Here is an 18,477-nt window from a genome sequence, read left to right as displayed (position 1 = left end):
TCGGTCTAAATTAAAGGAAGGATGTGATTATGATGTCTATTAGTATACAACCTTCGATGAAAGATTTTTATTTAATGGTTAGTGGGCAAATTATTACTATTTTGGGTTCAACACTTTTACGTTTTGCCCTATCTTTATATGTATTAGATATAACAGGGCGTGCTGATATATTCGCAGGATTATATGCGGTAACGAGTATTCCGTTTTTGCTAGCCCCTCTCGGCGGAGCGATAGCAGATCGTTTCAATCGTCGTAATGTAATGGTTATTTTTGATTTTATAAACGCTGCGATTGTAATAAGCTTTATAGTTTTGTTATTTACTGGATCTGTATCTATTTTATTGATTGGAACAATTATGTTTTTACTAGCAGTCATTGGTGCAATGTACTCACCAGTTGTAATGGCAAGTATTCCGCAATTAGTTCCAGAAAAAAAGTTAGAACAAGCGAACGGTATCGTAAATGGTGTGCAAGCATTATCTAATATAGTTGCTCCTGTATTAGGAGGAATATGGTACGGCATAATTGGTTTGAAAATGCTCGTAATAATAAGCTGTCTTGCTTTCTTTTTATCTGCGATTTTAGAAATGTTTATTAAAATACCTTTTATAAAAAGAGCGCAAGAAAGTCATATCATACCGACAATTGTAAAGGATATGAAAGATGGCTTTGTATACGTTTTAAAACAACCATTTATTTTGAAATCTATGCTTTTAGCCGCATTACTAAATTTAATACTAACACCGCTATTTGTTGTTGGTGCTCCAATTATTCTACGAGTAACAATGGAAAGTAGCCACACGTTATATGGAATCGGAATGGGATTGATCGATTTTGCAACTATTTTAGGTGCGTTATCAATAAGTTTTTTTGCGAAAAAGCTACAGATGAAAACATTGTATTACTGGATGATTTTAATAGCTTTATTAGTAATACCAATGTCACTATCAGTTACGCCATTTATTCTTAATTTAGGAAACTACCCACCATTTATCCTCTTTATACTTTCTTCTATTCTAATTGCAATGATCATGACGATTGTATCCATCTATGTGATTACTGTAGTTCAAAAGAAAACACCAAATGAAAACTTAGGAAAAGTAATGGCAATTATAACAGCTGTATCTCAATGTATGGCACCGATTGGGCAAGTTGTTTATGGTTTTATGTTTGAAGAATTTAGTATGAAAATTTATTTACCTATATTAGCTATTAGTTTCATAATGATATTAATAGCGGTTGTGACGAAGAAAATATTATCGAATGAAGGGAACTAGCTTCATATGATTAGGAGAATATTAAAAAGCGATTTCTCTCAAAAAAAAATGATAATTACCATTTTATTTATGTTTATCATGCTATCGAGTCTTTTAATGGCTAGTGCCTCAAGTAGCGTTTTACATCTATTGAACTCAATGGATCAATTGTTTAAAGTATCAAGCGCACCTCACTTCGTACAAATGCATGCCGGAGAAATAAACCAAAAGTCAATTGATTCATTTGTAGCAAAAACTCCTTTTGTAAAAGAACAGCAAACGGCTGAGATGGTTCAAATAAATGGATCTAACATTTTTATTAAAAAGAAAAATCACGCAGAACATAATAGTGTAATGGACATTAGTTTCGTTAAGCAAAATAGTAAGTTTGATTTTTTATTAGATTTAAATAATAAAGTGGTCGATGTTAGGAAAGGGGAAATAGGTATACCCATTTATTATATGCAAAAATATAATTTGCGTATGGGAGATAAAATATGGGTTGTTAAAAATAATAATGAACTAGAATTTACTATTTCAGCATTTGTTCGTGATGTTCAAATGAATCCATCAATTGTTAGTTCAAAACGGTTTGTAATAAGCAATGAAGATTTCGAAAGAATAAAAAGAAATTTTGGAGAAAGCGAATATCTTATTGAATTCCAGCTAACAGACGTAGATAAAATAAATGAATTTGAAAATTTATACCAGTCATCGAACTTACCCCAAAAAGGTCCCTCTATTACGTATGCACTCTTTAAAACACTCAATTCATTAACAGATGGAATAATAGCCGCCGTACTTATCATAATAAGTGCATTATTAATGTTAATCGCAATGTTATGTATTAGATTTACGATCATTACTTCGATGGAAGAAGATTATCGGGAAATTGGTGTTATGAAAGCTATCGGCATTACAAGTAAAGATATTCAAAAACTATATGTAACAAAATATGTTGTTATTTCAGCTGGTGGATGTATATGTGGATATATACTTTCACTATTTGTTACAAAGATATTCACTTCTAATATCACTCTTTATATGGGGGCGGCAGATAAAAGTATTTTACACAATGTTGTGCCATTAATAATCACAACATTGTTATTTTTAGTCGTTATCCTGTTCTGTCGTATCATTTTGCGGAGTTTTAGGGAGATTACAGCAATAGATGCTTTACGATCAAGAGATAAACTAGGGAAAAGAAAGATTAGAAACTCCTTTTCACTCAATCGATCTAAATTTAAAAATGTAAATATATTTATTGGTATACAAGATGTTATAAAAAGATTTAAGTTATATCGCGTATTAAGTATCGTTTTCATAATAGCCGTACTCATGATTGTTGTACCAGTTAACTTTTTATATACGATTCAGTCACCGAAGTTTGTAAATTATATGGGAACAGGAAAAAGTGATATTCGAATAGATTTACAGCAATCTGAAAATATAGAGAAACGATTTAAGGATGTTATTTCATATTTGCGAAATGATGCAGAAGTAGAAAAATATGCAGCATTTGTAACGAGTACATTTAAAATGGTAAACGCTGATGGTACACATGAAAACTTAAATGTAGAAGTGGGAGATTTCACTAAATTTCCATTAGACTATATTCAAGGTATGGCACCAAAAAACGAAAATGAAATTGCTCTTTCTTATATGAACGCAAATGAATTAAAAAAGAATGTAGGGGATAGAATCATTTTATTTGTAGATGGGAAAGAGAAAAAGCTAACTATTAGTGGTATGTATCAAGATGTAACCAATGGTGGGAAAACAGCTAAAGCGAGTTTTTCTTATAATAATGAAAATATATTATGGTATGTAGTAAATGTAGATTTGAAGCCTACTGTGGATTTGCAAGAAAAAGTGAAGGAGTATAAACACAATTTTCATTCAGCAAAAATAACAGATACGGATGATTATTTAACGCAAACTTTAGGAGAGACAATTAAACAATTAAGACTTGTAACTCAAGTGGCAATTTTGATTGCGATATTGATATCAGTTTTAATTACTGCAATGTTTTTTAAAATGTTATTGGCAAAAGACTCCTCCCAAATATTAATAATGAAAAGTATTGGTTTTTCTAGCAAAGATATTCGTATACAGTATATAACACGCTCTATTGTCATTGTATTATTAGGCATTGTGACAGGGACATTTATAGCTGCTACGTTTGGTGAGATGTTAGTAAGTTGGTTGGGCTCATTTATGGGAGCAGCTCATATAAAGTTTGTCGTGAATCCTATCGTTTCTTATGTAATATGTCCAGCTATATTATTTATATCTGTGACAGCAACAACACTTTTCAGTAGTTTTACTATGAAACAGACAAACGATGTAAAGCCAAATGGAGAGTAGGGGGTGTGTAACTTGAACAAAATTTTAGAAGTTAAACAATTAAACAAAAAATATTCCATAGATGGAAATGCAACTTATCATGTGCTAAAAAATATAGATTTAGAGATTTATGAGGGAGAGTTTGTATCGGTCATGGGGCCTTCGGGTTCTGGGAAATCGACGTTACTATATACGATTAGTGGAATGGATCAAATATCATCAGGAAGTGTGAAAGTTGATAGGAAAGAAATATCATGTATGAAAGAAGAAGCGTTAGCCGCATTGCGCCTTACTGAAATAGGATTTATTTTTCAGCAGAGCAATCTTCTTAGAAATTTGAATTTATTTGATAATATTATTTTGTCCGCTTATTTAGCGAAACGTGAGAGTAAGAAAATAGTAAATAAGCGTGCTCTGGAGCTAATGGAGAAAATGGAGATAAGTGATATAGCGTCTCATTATATAACCGAAGCATCTGGAGGCCAATTACAAAGGGTCTCTATATGTAGAGCACTCATCAATAATCCGAATATTATTTTTGCAGATGAGCCAACTGGTGCTCTAAATTTAAAATCAACAGAAGAAGTAATGCAAATATTATTAAATATTAACCGTGATGGGACTACAGTTATGTTAGTGACTCATGATGTAAAGGTAGCAGCGAAAACAGAAAGAGTTCTTTTTATGGTGGACGGAGAAATTGTTAGTGAAATACAGTTAGGTAAGCTTAGGAACGATGATTTAAAAGCACGAGAAGAGAAGTTGTTAAAATGGTTAACTGTACTTGGATTTTAAAGATAAAAACTCCTATTGAATGTAGGGGTTTTTCTTTGTCTGAAAGTTCAAAAAGATATATAATAATTTTCTGACTATTAAGTTTTGGAGGGATACAAATGAAAAATGAAACGTTGCACACACAAGAAGATATTATTAAAATGCTTGATTCATTATTAAGACCGGCAGAACCATTTTGGAATGAATTTTATGCGAATAGAGAAAAAGATGTTCCGTTTTTTGAAAATGTTCCAGATGAAAACTTAGTTTCATATATACAAAAAAAGTGGGTTTCAAAAGGAAAAGTACTAGAACTTGGATGTGGTCCGGGTAGAAACGCAATTTATCTAGCAAATGAAGGATTTGATGTAACAGCAGTGGATTTATCTATAGAAGGGATTAATTGGGCGAAAGAAAGGGCATTAGCAAAAGGGGTAAAAATTGAATTTATTTGTGATTCAATTTTTAATTTAGAGGGTCAAAATGAATTTGATTTTGTATACGATTCGGGCTGTTTACATCATATTCCACCGCATAGAAGAATAAATTATGTGAATTTAATTAAAAACTCATTAAAATCGGGTGGTTATTTTGGATTAACATGTTTTGCAGCAGGCGATTTAGATGAGCGAAATGGATCAGAAATAACGGATTGGGACGTATATAGAGGATGGAGTCTACAAGGTGGTCTTGCTTATTCGGAAGAAAAATTAAGAGAGATATTTAAGGGATTTGAAGTGATTGAAATTAGAAAGATGAAGCGAATTGAACAACCAAATACAATGTTTGGAGAATCATTTCTTTGGACAGCATTATGTAAGAAGAAATAAGAAAGTAGATAATTGACAAACTCATCGTTTTTATAGAAAATATACTTGATAGAATGTATGTTCGGTTTTGTTGGCCGATGTATATTTTTCATAAATACATAACAAGGAGCTGTCTCTATATGAGTAACACAAATCAAAAAATTACTACGTTTTTAATGTTTGAGGGAAAAGCTGAAGAAGCGATGAATTTTTACACATCACTATTTGATCAATCAGAAATTGTAAGTATCTCTCGCTACGATGAAAATGGACCTGGTAAAGAGGGAACTGTAATTCATGCAACTTTTACGCTAAATGGCCAAGAGTTTATGTGTATTGATAGTTATGTAAAGCATGAGTTTACATTCACTCCAGCTATGTCACTTTATGTAACTTGTGAAACGGAAGAAGAAATTGAAACTGTTTTTAATAAGTTAGCACAAGATGGAGCAATTCTTATGCCTTTAGGTGCCTATCCATTTAGTAAAAAATTTGGTTGGTTAAATGATAAGTATGGTGTGTCTTGGCAGTTAACGCTTGCTGAGTAAAGATTTGAAAAGAAAAGCGTAACCTATTTATAGTTACGCTTTTCATTTTAAGAATTTTGCTGGCCGAATCTTTTCCCCAGTTTAGCTAACAATTCAGGTTGATCCCCTTGGCTCATTATAACTTCAATAAAGATAAGTTGATTCTTATTAAAACTTATTTTAGTTAAGACTTCTACTAACTCTATTTCATTTTCTACTTTAAATGTTTGGCTTTTTTCTTCTGTTCCGAATATGTTTGCTAGTTTAGTGTAATCCCACATTTGTATGTCATTATACGGTTGATTTTGACCGTGAATCGCACGTTCAACAGTATATCCATTGTTATTGATTAAAAATATTATCGGTTTTAAATTTTGACGTAGTATAGTCGATAACTCTTGAACAGTTAATTGGAAAGAACCATCACCAATAATTAAAATGTTACGCCGCGATAAATTAGCGAGCTGTGTACCAAGTAGAGCAGGTAATGTATGACCGATCGATCCCCATAATGGTTGTGCTACATATGTAGTGTTGTTTGGTAAAGGGATAGCGGAACTACCAAAGAAAGGTGTTCCTTGTTCTGCAATTAAGACATCGTTTTCTTTTAAAAAATGATACATTTGTTGCCAAAATCGTTTTTGCGTAACGATTTGTTCTTTTGGAATGAACTCTTCGGTAAATAAAGATGATTCAGAAATAAAAGGCTTAATTTCAAGAACTTCCTCGCTGCGATGTTCTATTGAATCACTCAAATGCTGCAAAACATCCTGCATTATAACTGGTCCGTATTTTTTATCAATAATTTTCACAGTAAAGGGATGGATTTCTATCACTTGCTCTTTCATAAAACCTTGTGTAAAGCCGCCGGTAATAGTATCAGTTAATTTCACACCAACACTAATAATACAGTCAGATTCATCAATTCTTTTTCGTAAGTATGGAGAACTAACATCACCAGTATAAATCCCTATAAATTGTGGGTGTTTTTCAGGAAATATTCCTTTACCCATACTTAACGTTGCGATAGGAAACCCAGTTTTTTCTACGAATTGAAGTAAATATTCTTCCGCATGAAAACGATTCACTTCAAAATCAGCTAAAATAACAGGTTTTTTGGCACTGTTTATTTTTGAAGTTGCATGTAGAAGCATTTTATCCAGCACTTCTTTATTACTTAAAATCGGTTTATGTAAAATTGGTTCTGTAGGTTTATTAATTGGCTTATTATACACATCAATTGGCAAATTAATATGAACAGGACGTTTTTCATTCCAACATGCACGTAATACACGATCAATTTCCTCAGCAGCATGCTCAGCTGTTACATTTGTTTGTGCCACAGTAATTTCTCGATACATATTGGAAAAATGATCGAACTTTCCATCACCTAAGGTATGATGAACGAGTGCTCCATTTTCCATTACTTTTGTTGTTGGTGTACCTGTGATTTTTATAACTGGTACGTTTTCTGCATAGGAGCCAGCAACTCCGTTTAGGGCGCTTAATTCTCCAACGCCGAAAGTGGTAATAAGAGCTGCGATTCCGTTTATGCGAGCGTATCCATCTGCTGCATATGCAGCATTTAATTCATTACAATTGCCAATCCACTTTAGCTTTTCATGTGCTAGTACATCATCTAAAAAAGCCAAATTATAATCACCAGGGACACCGAAAATATGTTCAATTCCTAATTCGCTTAGTCGGTCTAGCAAATATGTACTTACAGTATATTGCATTTTCAAGTGAATCATCTCCTAATTGTGCAATGAATATTTCAATAGACTAAAGAAGTTCCAATGCGTTCATTAAAATATTGATTACTGGATTGTGGTATAATTTACATACAGGGGGAAAGTAGATGACACAACATAAAGAAGAACAGATGAATGAAGCATTAGCACTATTTTACTTTGCATATAAAACATTTACTGAAAAGCCAGATGAAATTATAAAAGAGTATGGCATACAAAGAGTACATCACCGAATTTTATTTTTTATCGCACGTTTTCCAGGAATAAGTGTAAATGAATTATTATCACTATTAGAGATAAGTAAACAAGCTCTTCACGGACCACTACGTCAACTTGTGGAAAAGGGTTTAATTGAGAGTAATGAAGCTACACATGACCGTCGTGTGAAACAGTTATCTTTAACAGAAAAAGGTGCCGAGTTAGAGAAAAAACTGAGCGATGTACAAAGACAACAAATGGGTGCCATTTTTTCAAAATTTGGTGAATCGTGTGAAGAAAATTGGCATCAAGTTATGAATGAGATGGCAAATAGCCGATCAGGTTTTGATGCTTGGATATCAAAACGGGAAGTTGCAATCGATCAAAAATAATACGAAATATATCTGTTTTATAGTTTGAAAAAGAACAAATTTTATCCATACATTTGGCAACTATGGATTGGTCATAGAGTGGATGGATAAAAAGATGCATTACTAGATACTTTATACGTGTACGCAATGGAACAATAAAATTCACATTTCCGAGAGGGGAATTATTATGATAAAACTTGTACTTATTCGTCACGGACAAAGTTTATGGAATCTTGAAAATCGCTTTACTGGATGGACAGATGTAGATTTATCAGAGAATGGATTAAGTGAAGCGAGAGAAGCAGGAGCAATATTAAAGAAAAACGGATATACTTTTGATGTTGCTTATACATCTGTATTAAAACGAGCAATTCGGACGTTATGGATTGTACTTCATGAGATGGATCTTGCCTGGGTCCCAGTACATAAATCTTGGAAGCTAAACGAAAGACATTATGGTGCATTGCAAGGGTTGAATAAAGATGAAACTGCTAAAAAATATGGTGAGGAGCAAGTTCATATTTGGAGAAGAAGTATTGATGTAAGACCACCTGCTCTTACTGAGGATGATCCTAGATATGAAATGAATGATCCAAGATATAAAGCACTTAAAAAAGGTGAGTTTCCATTGACAGAATGTTTAGTGGATACGGAGAAAAGAGTACTTGATTATTGGCATTCAGAAATTGCGCCATCATTAAAAAATGGTGAAAAGGTAATTATTTCATCGCATGGTAATACGATTCGTTCGCTAGTGAAATACTTAGATAACCTTTCAAGCGATGGTGTTGTTTCATTAAATATTCCAACGAGCATACCACTTGTTTATGAATTAGACGATGATTTACATCCGATTCGTCATTATTATTTAAGTATGGATGGAGAAGTACCTGAAGGGGAAATTCCAAAACATATTTCTTTTTAACATGAAAATTTGAAACGCACGCTTGTCTACATATACAATGTAGATTCATGATAAAAGACGTGGCACCTTCTAATGTATATGCGGTATAGCTAAATTTAGAAGCTTGTCCACGTCTTTTGTCATAAAAAGAGCTGCTTGTGCATGTAATGATATCGTGAGTAGTTTTTGAATGGAGGGTGATATGATTGGTGAGCTCTAACATTCGATTCGGCTTATTTATTTTAGCAATCGTTTTTCTAGTTCTTGTTTTCTTTTACTGGAGAAATGAAGAGTTGTACGAGGAGAAAAAGCAACGTATTAGAAAGACTTGGTATGGATTGTTTATCATATCTGTCACCGTGTATTTCATGATAAAAGGAATCGATTTAACCCTCTGGAAAAATCTTTTAATGTTCACTGCAATGGTTATTTTCGTTGATATCGCATTTATTTTAACACCTAATATTTCAGAAATATGGGGAGCGAAATTTAGTGATATCGGCAAGACTGTTCAATCGATAAAACGGTCATTAATTGCTTCTAAAGCAAGAGGAGAAATATACACAACAATTATTCAAAATGTCAATCCAGCAGTATTCGGTACAATGGAATGGCATTCGGAAGAAGAATATACAAAAAGTTTAAACGCATTTTTAGATTCGTATGGGGAAAAGATTGGAGCGAAAATTGTTGTATTTGAAGCTGCAAAGGAATTAAATACAAATTTTCGTGGTATTCGATCTCAATTTAGTACTATCGTTCCGTTAGAGTACATTGAGCAATTAAATGAGCAGAAAGCGGTGCAAGTAGAAAATGTCGGAATTATACCAGCAAAAATAGTGAGTGATGTTTTCATTGTTATTGATGGGAAGAAAAATAATCTGCAAGATCGGGATTTTGAAAATGTATATAATTTAACAATACATCATAGTTATTTTATTAAATAAGGACAGGATTTTCTTCTGTCCTTTTTACTTATACATAAAGGGAAAGCAAATTAAGACAAACTTGTATAAATTCGGACAATCATTCCTACACTAGTAGGTAGAGGTGATTGTAGTGATAAAAGATTATGACAATGATTTTTTTAAAGAAGATAGTGAAGATACAACAGATTTCTCTTTAATAAAAGGAGATACTTTGCAGCAAGTAGAAGAATTAGAAGAAGAATTAAAAAGAAAATGATACGTGTACACCCTGTCTGCATTTGCTATATAATATAAATAAAAGGTTGTATCTTTTTGAAAAGGGGGAGAAGAGATGGCTGAAGTAAATGTACAAAAGTCTTCATTTTTTAAAGAAAAAAAAGAAGAACCAAATACAGATTTCTCTCTTGTGAAAGGTGCATTAACGGAAAATATAAATCGTTTAGAGAAATTAATGAATAATAGTACTTCAAAATATATGAAAGCAAAAAAAACGAAAGAAAATGCATAGTGCATTTTCTTTCGTTTTTTTATAGGATTAAATATTTAACGCGAGGATTTTAAAGTATGAAATAGAAAGGGAAACTAACGAATCATGGTATAATGATAAAAGACTTACATATTATTTTGTCATTTTGAGAGGAGCTTAAAAATGTATTCTACTTTAGAACAATTAACAAAGCACCCTGTATTTTATCATTTTGCAGAAATTTCAAAGATTCCTAGAGGATCTGGTAATGAAAAGGAAATTAGTGATTATTTAGTGGGCTTTGCAAAAGAGCGTAATTTAGAAGTGATTCAAGATGAAGCGATGAATGTCATTATTAAAAAAGAAGCAACTGCTGGTTATGAAAATGTACCAGCTATTATTATTCAAGGTCATATGGATATGGTATGTGAAAAAAATCAAGCGACTGTACATGATTTTGAAAAAGATCCAATTGAATTACGAATTATTGGGGACATGTTATATGCAAATCAAACAACTTTAGGTGCTGATAATGGTATTGCAGTTGCGTATGCAATGGCTTTATTAGATTCAAAAGACATTCCACATCCAGCACTTGAAGTAGTTATAACCACTGAAGAAGAAACAACAATGGGCGGGGCTTTCGCTGTTGATTCAAATCATTTTGAAGGAAAGATCTTTATTAATATTGATTCTGAAGAAGATCATAAATTACTTGTAAGTAGCGCAGGTGGTGCGAAAGCTGTTGAAACAATTCCAGTAATTTGGGATGAAGCGCCAGCGAATATGGATGCATACCGTCTATATGTTGGTGGTCTAAAAGGCGGACATTCTGGTATGGAAATTGATAAACAACGTGGTAATGCGAACAAAGTATTAGGACGAGTATTACATGATTTATCAGTAAATATTCAATTTGGTTTAAGTGAAGTTCATGGCGGATTAAAAACGAATGCAATTCCGCGTGAAAGTGTAGCTACAATTGTATTACGTACAGAAGATGTAGAGAAAGTAGAAGAAAAACTATTATCATGGACAAGAGTATTACAAGAAGAAATGCGTGCTGTTGATCCAGATGTTCATGTTACACTTACAAAATTGGATGAGAAAGTAGAAAAAGTATTTGCTAAAGAAACACAAAAGCAGCTTATTTCATCATTATTCTTAATTCCGAACGGCATTCAAAGCATGAGCATGGATATTAAAGGTCTAGTAGAAAGCTCAACAAATTTAGGCGTTATTGAAACGTTGCAAGATGAAATTAAATTACGTAACGAAGTGAGAAGTTCTGTAAGTAGTTTAAAACAACATGTTGCAGATGAAATTAAATGTATTGCCGAATTAGTTGGTGCAACATTTGAAATAGAGTCAGAGTATCCAGAATGGCCATACAATCCGAATTCACAAATTCGTAATTTGTTTGAAAAAGTGCATCAAGAAAAATACAATAAAGATGTTGAAATCTTTGCTGTACATGCAGGAATTGAATGTAGTGTATTCGTTCAAAAGATGCCTGAATTAGATGCAATTTCATTCGGGCCAGATATATTCAATGTTCACACTCCAGATGAACATATTAGTATTTCTTCTGTTGTGAATAACTGGGGATTCTTTGTTGATGTAATGAAGGGGACAAAAGAATTAGCTAAATAATTTTGATGAAAGAACAGTAGCCTATAAAACTTTATAGGCTACTTTTTTGTATAGAGTTTTATTAGAAATTCATTTTTACGTTAGCATTTAATTTTTGCTTTTATTTCTAGAGGAGATTGTACCAAAGATTGCTCCAGATATTGCTCCGATTAAAGTCATAAAAATAGCACTCCATGCTGCAAATGACATTATTACACCTCCACATAATAAATTATTGTTTCTTAGCCTTTTGAATAGAAATGATAATTGCAACAACTATTAAGAAAATAAGAGGAGACCAAGAATAGAAAGACATGTAATATTCTCCTTTCAATATTAATTTTATAAATTAGTATAAATAAATTATCCCATTTTTAAAGAGTAAACATATAAAATATGCAATATTGCATATTGAATTGTAAAACTTATAGAAGTGGAAACAGTTATTGAATAAAAATGCTAATTTATAAAGAAAGTAAGAATTTTTTTAAACCTTAAAAAGGGCAAACAATCAAAAAGCTCCTCTATCTTATATAAGGTAGAGAAGCTTTTAAAATGATTTTTGTCTAATAAAAATGTATCCAATATTTTTTTACTGATGAGATAAATGTAAATTATTTTGAGATTTTAAAGCTGCCTCCATAATAATAATTTTCTCCAAGTTTCATAACGGCTACATATGTTCCTGGATTATAAACCTTAGTAATAGGTGTTACAAATCTACCATAATTATGTTTTAAACCTGAGTCATAAATGGTTTTATATCTATGCAAGTTTATTTCATTATTTTCATTTTCACTCAATTGATATATTTTTACAATACCAGTATCCTTACCACCAGTATATATAGTAACATCGAATGTATCTCCATGCTTTAACTCACCAACTGCTAACTCTTCTATAAAATCTGCATTATGATGTAATAAAAAATAGCTTTGCCACCGCCAATTATCTAAAATTCGTGATTCTTTTTGTGTAAGTTGCGATTCAGCAGACACAGGTGTGATTGTACTAATTGTATTTGAAAATAAAAATCCTCCAACAGTCAATGCACCAATAATTGTTGATTGCCTTAAAAGTTTCATGTTCTAAACCTCCTATTTACTTAAGGATTCAGAAATCGTTTTTGTGAAAAACTAGCTGTGAAATCTAATGGATGATAATATCTTCTATAATCATATTAACATTTATTGATTTATCAGACAAATTAATAAATAATAAAACTATATCGAGGGAGTGAAGGCTAATATAAGAAAGAAGTTAGATGTATAGCTAAGAAATCTTTATTATATGTAATTGGGATTTGTTATTTGAAAACTCGATTGTTTTAATGCTGAAATTTCAATTCATAATTCAAGTTTCAGTACATAATTTTACAATTTGACTTATATAATTTATCACGATATGATTCCTTTATAATAAAAGAAAGGCTTGAAGATAATGATTCGTCGTTTGAGAAAGCTAAAAAATGTAGCAGTCGTAGTAAGCTTCTAAGTAAATAGCAAAATATATAATACTTAGAAGCGAGGAATAAAGTTATGAAGCATCCATTATTTAATCATTGGTCAGAAACAAAGTATTTAAAAGATATAGTAACAAATCCACTCATTGAGGTAGGAGAGTACTCCTATTATTCAGGTTATTATGGTCATCAAAATTTTGAAGATGGCTGTGTAAGGTATTTGTGGGGGGATGCTAAGTCCCGAGCGCTGTTCAATCCAATTGAACAGATGGGATGGCATCTTGATAAACTCATTATTGGGAACTATGTTTGTATTGCGAGTGGAGTAGTCATTTTAATGGGTGGTAATCATAATCATCACTCAGAATGGATTACAGTATATCCATTCGCTGAGCAAATTGAGCATTCATATGAACCGAAGGGCGATACAGTCATTAAAAGTGATGCTTGGATTGGAATGAATGCTATTATTCTGCCTGGCGTTATAATCGGTGAAGGTGCAATCGTTGCAGCGGGATCTGTCGTAAGTAAAGATGTTCCGCCGTATACAATAGTTGGTGGAAATCCTGCTAAGGAAATAAAGAAACGATTCACTGATACAGAAATGAAAATGCTAATGGATATGCGTTGGTTTGATTGGGATAGAGAATTAGTTGAGAAGGCAATGCCGCTTTTATCTAGTTCATCTATTGAATTATTATATGATTTTTATAACAAGGAAGTAAAAAATAGATAGATCTGTGAGGGAAACTACATTCTATATAGGATGTAGTTTTTTATTATAAAAAATTAATAGTCTAGACTAAGGAAAATTCATCTCTGGTATGAGTATAGTAAATAGCTGAATTCAATAATTAAAATCCTTGATAGCTAATAAAACCAGTGTGTCTCGATATTTAATCGGGATACACTGGTTTTATTTTTTGTAAATGTGGAACAAACGCATTATTTAGATTGTCTATTCATTGTAATCCTAAAAAATATGAAAGTACGGATCATTTTGAAAAATACAAAGGTATGAAAAATAGGGATGCGTGTAGGAATACAAAGTATCAGTGCGCCTAAAAGTATGAGATGGTCTATATGAAAGCGATCCTAACGTCTTATATGTATATAGAATTTGATAAAACTATCTATTTTTATAGGAATTATGCTAGAATAACGGTTTTTTTGAGTACAAAGATATTGGAGGTAAGAGAATTGAAAGGTATGTTTTACAAAAAATTCATTGTAATAGTAACAGTGCTTACACTATTTTGTAGCATAGTTGTTACATCTGGGAGCGCATCAGCGGAAACAGTTCCTGTTTTAGACGTAGAAGCTGGATCAGCAATTTTAGTAGAAGTAAATTCCGGAAAAATTTTATATGAAAAAAATGCGGATGAATCACTAGCAATTGCTAGTATGACAAAAATGATGAGTGAATACTTAGTTCATGAAGCGGTGGATAAAGGAAAACTTAAATGGGATCAAAAAGTTAAAATCTCTGAATATGCATATAAGATTTCACAAGATCGCTCATTATCAAACGTTCCATTAGAAAATGGTGGCTCTTATACAGTAAAAGAGTTATATGAGGCAATGGCAATTTACTCTGCAAATGGTGCAACAATTGCTTTAGTTGAAGAAATTGCTGGAAAAGAAGCCGATTTCGTGAAAATGATGAATGATAAGTCAAAAGAGTTTGGAATGAAAAATTATAAATTTGTAAACTCTACTGGCTTAACAAACTATGATTTAAAAGGGCATCATCCAGAAGGGACAACTCCAGACGAGAAAAATAAAATGTCCGCAAGAGATTGTGCGATTTTAGCACAACGTCTCGTTCGAGATTTTCCAAAAATGTTAGATACAGCAAAAATCCCCCAAAAAACATTCCAAAAGGGTGGCAAGTATCCAATTGATATGGTGAATTTTAACATGATGTTAAAAGGTTTAATTAAGCAATACGAAGGTGTAGATGGGTTGAAAACAGGAACTACTCCAGAAGCCGGTGATTGCTTCACTGGTACAGTAGAAAGAAACGGTATGCGTCTAATCTCTGTAGTAATAAAAGCAAACTCTCATACAGCACGTTTTGATGAAACAAAGAAATTATATGATTATGGATTTGCGAATTTTGAAGTGAAGAATATCTACGGAAAAGATTCAGTAGTAAAAGGGCATGAAACTTTGCGAGTTGCAAATGCGAAAGACAAAGATGTAGTAGTTCAAACGAAGCAAGCTGTTTCACTTCCAATGCCAAAGGGCAATAAAGATGTTTATAAAAAAGAATTTAAAGTATCGAATAAAGAACAAGAAGCTCCTATTAAAAAAGGTGTAACAATAAGTAAAATGATTATCTCGCCTAAAGATAATACAGATCCTGGGTTCTTATCAGGTAAATCATTACAAATAGACCTTGTAACAAAATCTGATGTAGAACAAGCAAATTGGTTTACACGATTTATGCGTAAAATCGGATCTTTCTTTAATGGTATGTGGGATAGTGCGGTTGATATAGTAAAAAGCTAACATACATTTGTTTCCATAAATTAAAAAACGCTATTCTTTTTGTAGAAATATACAGAAAGGATGGCGTTTTTTATGAATCTTTCGATTTAAAGGGTTCAGGTGCAAGGTTAGTTTCATAAAGTTACATGATGAAAAACCACCCACTATTCCATCAAATGACAAAAAAAATTAATATCCGGTACGTATTTCTGTAATTAGATTTTATAAAAATTTAATAAAATCTTTTCTTTGTATTAAATATTTTGTTTTAAATTATGTATATAAAGAAATGGAGGTCAAATTAACTTTGTACTGCTTATATTAGGAATTTAAAGAAACAATATGTACAATTCTCCCACTACATTTGTATAGTGGCCTTTATGAACAGCAAAATCTACAATTTACAAGGAGAACATTTTATGAGTAAGAGAATAAAAGAATTAGATTCCATACGAGGGTTAGCAGCACTTACCGTGGTATTTGGACATTTTTGTTTAATGCTACCATCGTTGCCTAATTCTATTAAATTTTCCCCGCTTAGGATTTTATGGGCGGGTGGAGAAGCTGTAATCGTTTTTTATGTACTCAGTGGTTTTGTGTTATCTATGGCACTTTACCATTCAAAAACAAATTATTGGGGATATTTAATTAAGAGATTTGTAAGAATCTATATCCCTTATTATTTTTGGATAATCATTACCTTTGCTTTATTTATTTTATTTTCACCGTATGAAGTGGTAGGACTACGGGATTGGTTCTATGATAGGTGGCAAGGTTCTATAACAAAATTAGATATTATAAACCATTTTGTGCTTCTTAATAACTTTTTTACGGAAAATTATAATCCAGTTATCTGGTCATTGGCTCAAGAAATGCGTATATCTATTGTGTTTCCTTTCTTATTCCTCCTTTTTTATAAACAGAGTTGGAAGAAAACGATACTATTTGCTTTGAGCTTTTCTTTCATTAGTGTTTTTCTTAATATGTTGCATATTGGGAAAGCTGAGGGGTTTTATAATGGTTATGCTGATACACTGCATTTTACATCTATGTTTATGGTTGGGATGTTACTTTTTAAACATCAGGAAAAACTTATCTACTCATATAGGAATATGAAAAAAATTAATAAAGGATTTCTTATTGCACTAGGGGTTATTTTATATTTATATTCCATTTTAATTTATGGTATTTCCCGTAATGATACTACTTTCTTATTAAAAGATTGGGGTGTCGTAATGGGTGTTAGTATATTTATTATAATGGCCATGAGTAACCTAAAAGTAAAAGCATTTTTAAATAAGAGTGTGTTTGTATATTTAGGAGAAATTTCATACAGTATCTATTTGTGTCATTTTCCAATCATGATGGTACTATTTAAACTTTTGTATACAAAGATATCTATCTTATTCCTTCTTACTTTGTGCATTACAATGACACTCCTTTTTTCTATAGTTTCGTATCATTTAATCGAAAAGAAATGTATCAACTGGGCAAAACAAAGAACAACAAATTTTTTGAAAAAAGTATAATACCTAGAGGGATTTTATTTCGTTTACTAAATGTAAACATACTAAAATGGAATGTAATTGAAATCGAAAAACACTTAGAAATAACAAATACGTTGTAAGCTATTGTATAGTATAGATATGGATAATAATAAAGGGGGACTACATATGTGGAAGCGATTTGTATCGATTGGTGATAGTTTTACAGAGGGGATAGGGGATGAAGTTGAGGGAATAGCATTAAAAAGCTGGGTAGATCATTTTGTTCAACTCTGTGTAAACGATATAGAATATGTTAATTTTGCAAAGCGTGGGTTAGTAACTAAAGAAATTCGCTCACAGCAATTGGAAAAGGCATTAACGTTTAATCCAGATTTGGTTAGTCTAATTGCAGGTGCAAACGATGTATTAAAAGGACGTTGGGATCATCAAGCATATAAGAACGAAATGGAATTTATGATAGATACATTAAGTAAAACAGATGCTGATATTATTATAGCAAACCTTCCCGATTTTACAGTTAGGCTTCCTTTTGCTTCTGAAAAAAAACAAGTAATAAAAGAACAATTATTAGAGGCAAATGAAGTTATACATTCACTGAGCAGAGAGTATAAGCTTCATCATGTTGATTTTTGGAATCATCATTTAGTTAATGACAATACGCTTTGGTCTAAGGATTTAATTCATCCAAACTCAAAAGGATATGTAAAAGTTGCTGAATTGATTTTTAGTAGTTTGCCTGTACATGACTCTTTTAAATAAGCTTTAGAATGAACAAGCCCCCTGTCGCATACAGTGCAGGGGTTTTGATGCGAAATAGAAGGATATAAGCGCCTATAAATTATACTTTCTGTTTATACTTATTTGTTTTCTGTTGTAGGCCCCTTAGTATAAGGGGTCTTTTTTGTTTCAAATATCTACAAAAAAGATAAGAGCGGAGAACTCAAACTAAAAGGTATTTTAAATAAAATTGTTAAAACAGCACTAATAATGACACCGATTGCTAAATAGATTTGCTTTTTTATTTGTAAGAATTTTAAAATCTTCCCCT

Annotated in this window: 17 protein-coding genes; 15 read left to right on the top strand and 2 right to left on the bottom strand. The window is 31.9% G+C overall.

Features of this window, described 5'->3' with window-relative positions; genetic code table 11:
- Nucleotides 1-29 precede the first annotated feature (29 nt).
- From QCI44_RS16100 to QCI44_RS16080, 5 genes are all read left to right on the top strand, one after another.
- The gene (locus QCI44_RS16100; protein WP_016087858.1) at nucleotides 30-1,277 is read left to right on the top strand and encodes an MFS transporter; all 1,248 of its coding nucleotides are present in this window, start codon (nucleotides 30-32) and stop codon (nucleotides 1,275-1,277) included.
- Between the two features lie 6 nt (nucleotides 1,278-1,283).
- Complete coding sequence (locus QCI44_RS16095) at nucleotides 1,284-3,623, top strand: ABC transporter permease (RefSeq protein WP_353811320.1); 2,340 nt, start codon at nucleotides 1,284-1,286, stop codon at nucleotides 3,621-3,623.
- 12 nt (nucleotides 3,624-3,635) lie between these two features.
- Nucleotides 3,636-4,397 (top strand): ABC transporter ATP-binding protein, encoded by a 762-nt coding sequence (locus QCI44_RS16090; RefSeq protein ID WP_001033650.1) that lies wholly within the window; start codon nucleotides 3,636-3,638, stop codon nucleotides 4,395-4,397.
- Between the two features lie 98 nt (nucleotides 4,398-4,495).
- Nucleotides 4,496-5,206 carry a class I SAM-dependent methyltransferase gene (locus QCI44_RS16085; protein WP_016087856.1) on the top strand — a complete coding sequence of 237 codons (711 nt, stop codon included), beginning with the start codon at nucleotides 4,496-4,498 and terminating at the stop codon, nucleotides 5,204-5,206.
- Between the two features lie 119 nt (nucleotides 5,207-5,325).
- Entirely contained in the window at nucleotides 5,326-5,733 is a 408-nt protein-coding gene (locus QCI44_RS16080) for a VOC family protein (RefSeq protein WP_016087855.1), read from the top strand.
- A 47-nt stretch (nucleotides 5,734-5,780) separates the two neighbouring features.
- Here QCI44_RS16080 and QCI44_RS16075 read toward each other — a convergent pair whose 3' ends face one another.
- Complete coding sequence (locus tag QCI44_RS16075) at nucleotides 5,781-7,466, bottom strand: alpha-keto acid decarboxylase family protein (protein ID WP_082181396.1); 1,686 nt, start codon at nucleotides 7,464-7,466, stop codon at nucleotides 5,781-5,783.
- Nucleotides 7,467-7,573: 107 nt separating this feature from the next.
- On the opposite strand from QCI44_RS16075, the gene QCI44_RS16070 reads away from it, so the two are divergent.
- The 6 genes from QCI44_RS16070 to pepD all read left to right on the top strand — a co-directional run bounded on the left by QCI44_RS16070 (nucleotide 7,574) and on the right by pepD (nucleotide 11,987).
- Nucleotides 7,574-8,056 carry a MarR family winged helix-turn-helix transcriptional regulator gene (locus QCI44_RS16070; protein ID WP_016134509.1) on the top strand — a complete coding sequence of 161 codons (483 nt, stop codon included), beginning with the start codon at nucleotides 7,574-7,576 and terminating at the stop codon, nucleotides 8,054-8,056.
- A gap of 166 nt (nucleotides 8,057-8,222) precedes the next feature.
- Entirely contained in the window at nucleotides 8,223-8,960 is a 738-nt protein-coding gene (gene gpmA, locus QCI44_RS16065) for a 2,3-diphosphoglycerate-dependent phosphoglycerate mutase (RefSeq protein ID WP_016087852.1), read from the top strand.
- Nucleotides 8,961-9,148: 188 nt separating this feature from the next.
- Nucleotides 9,149-9,886 (top strand): type II toxin-antitoxin system SpoIISA family toxin, encoded by a 738-nt coding sequence (locus QCI44_RS16060; RefSeq protein WP_033659836.1) that lies wholly within the window; start codon nucleotides 9,149-9,151, stop codon nucleotides 9,884-9,886.
- Nucleotides 9,887-9,998: 112 nt separating this feature from the next.
- On the top strand, nucleotides 9,999-10,124 hold the full coding sequence (locus QCI44_RS16055; protein ID WP_033659699.1) for a hypothetical protein: 126 nt from the start codon (nucleotides 9,999-10,001) through the stop codon (nucleotides 10,122-10,124).
- Nucleotides 10,125-10,199: 75 nt separating this feature from the next.
- Complete coding sequence (spoIISB, locus tag QCI44_RS16050) at nucleotides 10,200-10,376, top strand: stage II sporulation protein SB (RefSeq protein ID WP_016087849.1); 177 nt, start codon at nucleotides 10,200-10,202, stop codon at nucleotides 10,374-10,376.
- A 141-nt stretch (nucleotides 10,377-10,517) separates the two neighbouring features.
- The gene (gene pepD, locus QCI44_RS16045; protein ID WP_016087848.1) at nucleotides 10,518-11,987 is read left to right on the top strand and encodes a beta-Ala-His dipeptidase; all 1,470 of its coding nucleotides are present in this window, start codon (nucleotides 10,518-10,520) and stop codon (nucleotides 11,985-11,987) included.
- Between the two features lie 593 nt (nucleotides 11,988-12,580).
- Here the strand turns inward: pepD and QCI44_RS16040 are convergent.
- Nucleotides 12,581-13,051 (bottom strand): DUF5065 family protein, encoded by a 471-nt coding sequence (locus QCI44_RS16040; protein ID WP_016087846.1) that lies wholly within the window; start codon nucleotides 13,049-13,051, stop codon nucleotides 12,581-12,583.
- Between the two features lie 453 nt (nucleotides 13,052-13,504).
- On the opposite strand from QCI44_RS16040, the gene QCI44_RS16035 reads away from it, so the two are divergent.
- From QCI44_RS16035 to QCI44_RS16020, 4 genes are all read left to right on the top strand, one after another.
- The gene (locus QCI44_RS16035; RefSeq protein ID WP_088084185.1) at nucleotides 13,505-14,164 is read left to right on the top strand and encodes a CatB-related O-acetyltransferase; all 660 of its coding nucleotides are present in this window, start codon (nucleotides 13,505-13,507) and stop codon (nucleotides 14,162-14,164) included.
- 464 nt (nucleotides 14,165-14,628) lie between these two features.
- Nucleotides 14,629-15,942: a D-alanyl-D-alanine carboxypeptidase family protein gene (locus QCI44_RS16030; protein ID WP_353811319.1), complete on the top strand. Its 1,314-nt coding sequence runs from the start codon at nucleotides 14,629-14,631 to the stop codon at nucleotides 15,940-15,942.
- Between the two features lie 359 nt (nucleotides 15,943-16,301).
- Entirely contained in the window at nucleotides 16,302-17,450 is a 1,149-nt protein-coding gene (locus QCI44_RS16025) for an acyltransferase family protein (RefSeq protein WP_082181397.1), read from the top strand.
- 144 nt (nucleotides 17,451-17,594) lie between these two features.
- Complete coding sequence (locus tag QCI44_RS16020) at nucleotides 17,595-18,188, top strand: SGNH/GDSL hydrolase family protein (protein WP_116349086.1); 594 nt, start codon at nucleotides 17,595-17,597, stop codon at nucleotides 18,186-18,188.
- Nucleotides 18,189-18,477 lie beyond the last annotated feature (289 nt).

The organism is Bacillus cereus group sp. RP37, assembly GCF_040459695.1.
In the GTDB taxonomy this organism is placed as follows: domain Bacteria; phylum Bacillota; class Bacilli; order Bacillales; family Bacillaceae_G; genus Bacillus_A.
Note: the sequence above shows the minus strand (reverse complement) of the source record. Positions and strands in the feature narration are given on the sequence as shown.